Raw genomic sequence first — 4897 nt, forward strand, 5'->3', positions numbered from 1 at the left:
CAGGCCCAGATCGATGGCATAGCCGTAGTCCTCGTCGGCAAAACCGAGTTTCAGGCTGATGACATTCTTGCGCAAGGTCCCCTGAACAGGCACCTCGCCCCGCTTCATCGCCCGGGAGAAAGCCTCCGGCCCCGCCCAGAGCGTCGACTGCAGCCCTCCCTCGGCCGCCAGCGAAGCGATCGCCTGGCCCTGCGAGACCTCGGCCAATAAACGGGTCGATCTGTAGAGGCTCGACTTGCCGCTGCCGTTGGCCCCGGTCACCAGCGTGATCCGGTCGAGCGGCAGAACGATATCGCGTAAGGAACGGTAGCCGGAAACAGCAAGTGTCAGGATCATAATCGTAAAAATTCCCAATGAACGGCTAAACTACTTTATGATGCATGCAGGTTCGAGACATCGAAACAGGAACCCGGGTCAATGTACAATCCGAGGGAAGCGGCTGAAGACGGGCACGCGCTAAATCTGGCCCTCCTGTTCTTCGTGGCCTGTGCGGTGGTTATTTCGGTCTATTTTCACTACGACAGCGGCCTCAAATACTGGCTTTTGAAAGGATTTGGCCAGACGGCGGAGGGAACGATCCTGAATATCCAGGGCGCTCCATCCGATTTGGACGAGCAATTGAAGACCGCCAGACAAAGCCCCAGAAATTCCCTGAAGAATTTTGAAGACTGGGTCGACGGCAAAATACTTGTCGTCGAATTTGCGACTCCGGATGCGCTACCGAAGATCGTCTCCTTCCGGATACCGAAAAAATTCACCGGCAATGTGGTTTCAGGACGGATTTCAATCACCTACCTTCCGCTGAATCCAAGAATTGCCTATCCGACCGAATATCTCGAAGACTTCGCCTTCGACAGCAAGGTCTTGCAATGGTCGCTGCTGACCGGACTTGTCGTAATTTTATACGGCACCTTGTCAGCGCTTAAATGGTCCCGCTTCAGAGGACGGATGCGAAAATACTGAGGGGGTCTTCAACTCCCCTGGTCCACAAGCTCGAATTTGTTGACGTCGAAGACGCCGAAATCGGTGATTTTCAGGTGCGGGATGACAGGCAGCGGCAGGAAGGCGACCTGCAGGAACGGCTCGGCCAGCGCGCAGCCGAGGTCTTTGGCAGCGGCCCGCAGTTCCTCAAGGGCTTCCTTCACCGTCTCGAACGGTTCAAGGCTCATCAGGCCGGCCAGAGGCAGTGGCAGCTCCGCCTTCACCCCGTCCTTGTCGGCCACCACGAACCCGCCCTTCATGGCGATCACGCGGTTGACCGCATGGGCCATCGCCTCCTCATCCGCGCCGACGACACAGATATTGTGGCTGTCATGACCGACGGAAGAAGCAATTGCCCCCTCCTTCATGCCGAAGCCATTGACGAAGCCAAGACCGATGTTGCCGGTTCTCCTGTGACGCTCGACGACAGCGACCTTCAGGACATCCTGGTCCAGATCGACCAGCGTTTTGCCGCCCGCCACCGGCAAGGTGCGCTTCAGGTGTTCGGTGATGATCCTGCCATGCACGACGCCAATGACATCAGCCTCGCTGTTGCGCGCCGGGATGGCGAAACTCGACGGGTTGACGGCATCCACGTGAACGCTGTCAAGACCGACGGGCTGAACGATGGACCGTTTTGAAAAGGCATCATCGCTCACCAGAACGCCGCCGCTGACGACCTGTTCGACCCGGCAATCTTCAAAATCCTTCAGAAGCACGATGTCGGCCCGTTTTCCGGGCGCGATCACACCGCGGTCCTTCAGCCCGAAGGCATTTGCGGCGGACCAGCTCGCCGCCCGGTAGACATCAAGCGGCCGGATGCCTTTGGCGATGAGGCGGCGGATCATGCTGTCCAGATGTCCCTCCTCGGCAATGTCCAGCGGATTGCGGTCATCGGTGCAAAGGGCAACGAAGGCCGACACATCCGGCGTCAGGATTGGGGCAAGCGCTTCGAGGTCCTTCGACACGGAGCCTTCGCGCATCAGGATCGTCATGCCCTTGGCCAGTTTTTCCAGCGCCTCTTCCGCCGTGGTGGCTTCATGGTCGGTGCGGATACCGGCCGCCAGATAGCCGTTGAGCCCCTGCCCGAGCAGCAGCGGTGCATGGCCGTCGATATGGCCGTCCTGAAAAGCGGCAAGCTTGGCCAGGACCTTCGGGTCGCGCGCCAGAACGCCGGGAAAATTCATGAATTCCGCAAGACCGATCACACTCGGATGATCGCGGTAGGGCAACAGATCCTCGATTTCAAGGCAGGCGCCCGAAGTCTCGAACGCCGTCGCCGGAACACAGGAAGACAGATTGACCCTGAGGTCCATCACGGTTTCCAGCGAACTGTCCAGAAAGTAGCGGATGCCCTCAGCACCGAGAACGTTCGCGATTTCATGCGGATCGCAAATCGCTGTCGTCACGCCATGCGGCAGCACGCAGCGATCGAATTCAAAAGGCGTGACCAGCGAGGATTCGACGTGAAGATGAGTGTCAATGAAACCGGGCACCGCCGTCAGACCGCCGCCGTCGACCACCGTCTCGCCGTCATATCGCCCGTGCGTTCCGACGATCCGGTCGCCGGTCACCGCGATATCCGTTTCTACCGTCGATCCGTCGACCACGCTGAAAAGCCGGACATTCCTGATCACCAGATCGGCCGGCGCCTCGCCTGCTCCCGCAGCAATCGCCCTTGCGAGAAACGCTTCATCATGTCTTGCCGGCATCAGTCCTGTCTCCGAATCCTTCTTTGGTCTTCGACAATACGGAACTTGCTGATCGCATCAAAGCTTTCAGAGCTGCGTAGGCCTTCCTGCAGGATGATAGCAAGGTCGACTTGCCACAACTCCCTCGCGCACTAGACCTAACCTAAGGGAAGGTTGCTTCGGGGAGCGGGCTGAATTTTCATGTAACATTTTCAGCAACTTACCGCAGGGCAACATACTTTCCATGCGGCGCGTCAGCAGATTCTCATTGACAGATCGGGGAACTGCACGAATAATTTCATCAAAATAAATTATTCTGTTTCCGCCTGAATGCGGCGGCAGACAGGGAGGAGCAAGAACGGTGGTGGAGGTCCGCAAAAGCGGCCGCGGTTCTAATTCCGCGCAGCTCAGACGCTACAACGAACGCATCGTCCTCCAGATTCTGAGGAGGGCGGGGGAAGCGTCGAAGGCCGAACTTGCCAGGGCGGTTCAGCTCACCAACGCGGCCATCGGCGCCATCATCCAGGACTTGATCGAGGAAGGCCTGATCGTCGAGGCCGGCAAACGCCACGACGGCAGCCGGGGTCAGCCGGCCACCATCCTGAAGCTCGCTCCCTGCGGAGCCTATTCCTTCGGTGTTCGCCTGGACCGGACGAATATGGAAACGGTCCTGATGGATTTTTCCGGCACAATCATCGACCGCCGACTGCACGATCTTATCCTGCCGGCACCGGAGCTGGCGCTGGAAATCCTGACCAGGGATCTCGCGGAACTCCGGCAGCGTCTGGACGAAACCGACCAGAGCCGCATCACTGGCATCGGCCTGGCGCAACCTTTTAACCTGGGTGCCTGGCTGCACGAACTCGGCCTACCGGAAGCCGATTTCAGGAAATGGGAAGACTACGACCTGGCTGCCGCGCTTGAGGAGGCTACCGGTCTTCCGGTCTTCAGCGAAAACGACGGCACGGCGGCTGCGGTCGCAGAACTCTTTTATGGCCTCGGCCGCCAGAACGACCATTTTCTATATCTCTTCCTGGGCCCCGCCATCGGTGGCGGTCTGGTTCTGAAAGGCGACGTGATCCGGGGCGTGTCCGGAAACGCCGGCGACGTTGCCATGATGCCGGTCCCGCCAAGCAGCCTGACGACCGCCCCGCCGTCGCGCCATGCCTGGGATCTTCTGCTGACACGGGCTTCTCTCGTCGCACTTGCCCGCCACATGGCTCCCGAAGACTTTGCCCGGCTGAACCGTCAGGACCTGCAACAGGCCGCGGAGCGTGGCGATGAAACGTTCAGGGAATGGTTGGCGGACTGCGTCGAGGCTCTCGCCCTTGCCCTGCGCTCGGCCTATGCCCTGCTGGACATGCCTCTGGTCGTCATCGACGGCGATTTGAGCGGACCGTTTCCCAAGATGTTCCGGGCCGCCCTGATGGCCGCGGTCGAGGGCGCGGCGCCGGAAAAGCGGCAATCACCGGACATTCGGATCGGCAGCTTCAGCCACGACGCCGGCGCGATCGGCGCGGCCAGCCTGCCGCAATTTTTCAATTTCTCGCCCAGGGCAACAATTCTGACGGGCGGGAAAGACAAGGGACCTGCCGGCGCGGGCAGCTCGGAAGACCGAGCCAGCTTTCCGGCACGTGCAGCACGGTTGGGGTCGCATCTGGCCGCACCCGACCGTACAGACTGAAGCAGGCCAGGGAGGAAAAACGCACATGATCCGCAAACTACTCGCAACGGGCTCCGTTCTCGCAGCCATGGCAGCAACTCCGGCAGCGGCTGCCGACATCTCCGCCTGCCTGATCACCAAGACGGACACCAATCCGTTTTTCGTGAAGATGAAAGAAGGGGCAACCGCCAAGGCAGAGGAACTCGGCATCGAGCTGAAGTCCTTTGCAGGCAAGGTCGACGGTGACCACGAAACCCAGGTGGCCGCCATCGAAACCTGCATCGCCGATGGCGCGAAAGGTATCCTGCTCACCGCTTCCGACACGTCTTCCATCGTTCCGGCCGTAAAGCAGGCCCGCGACAACGGTCTTCTGGTGATTGCACTCGACACCCCGCTCGATCCGATCGATGCCGCGGACGCAACCTTTGCCACCGACAACTTCAAGGCCGGTGAGCTGATCGGCCAGTGGGCCGCCGCCAGCCTCGGCGACAAGGCCGCCGATGCCAAGATCGCCATGCTCGACCTTGGCATCAGCCAGCCGACGGTCGGCGTTCTGCGCGAC

Annotated in this window: 5 protein-coding genes; 3 read left to right on the forward strand and 2 right to left on the reverse strand. The window is 60.2% G+C overall.

The genetic code is table 11. The features are described 5' to 3' along the window. Positions 1-336 (reverse strand): AAA family ATPase (locus tag ACQY7U_RS02245; RefSeq protein WP_428641534.1); only part of this gene is annotated, 336 nt, incomplete at its 3' end. Between the two features lie 81 nt (positions 337-417). On the opposite strand from ACQY7U_RS02245, the gene ACQY7U_RS02250 reads away from it, so the two are divergent. Further along, on the forward strand, positions 418-963 hold the full coding sequence (locus tag ACQY7U_RS02250) for a hypothetical protein (RefSeq protein WP_428641536.1): 546 nt from the start codon (positions 418-420) through the stop codon (positions 961-963). A gap of 8 nt (positions 964-971) precedes the next feature. On the opposite strand, the gene ade is transcribed toward ACQY7U_RS02250, so the two are convergent. Continuing rightward, positions 972-2693 carry an adenine deaminase gene (ade, locus tag ACQY7U_RS02255; protein ID WP_428641538.1) on the reverse strand — a complete coding sequence of 574 codons (1722 nt, stop codon included), beginning with the start codon at positions 2691-2693 and terminating at the stop codon, positions 972-974. 340 nt (positions 2694-3033) lie between these two features. Between ade and ACQY7U_RS02260 the strand changes: the two genes are divergently transcribed. Beyond that, complete coding sequence (locus ACQY7U_RS02260) at positions 3034-4356, forward strand: ROK family transcriptional regulator (RefSeq protein ID WP_428641540.1); 1323 nt, start codon at positions 3034-3036, stop codon at positions 4354-4356. A gap of 25 nt (positions 4357-4381) precedes the next feature. Further along, the coding region (locus ACQY7U_RS02265) for a substrate-binding domain-containing protein (RefSeq protein ID WP_428641542.1) at positions 4382-4897 on the forward strand (516 nt) is incomplete at its 3' end.

The sequence above is a fragment of the Roseibium sp. genome (assembly GCF_050301095.1).
Taxonomy (GTDB): domain Bacteria; phylum Pseudomonadota; class Alphaproteobacteria; order Rhizobiales; family Stappiaceae; genus Roseibium.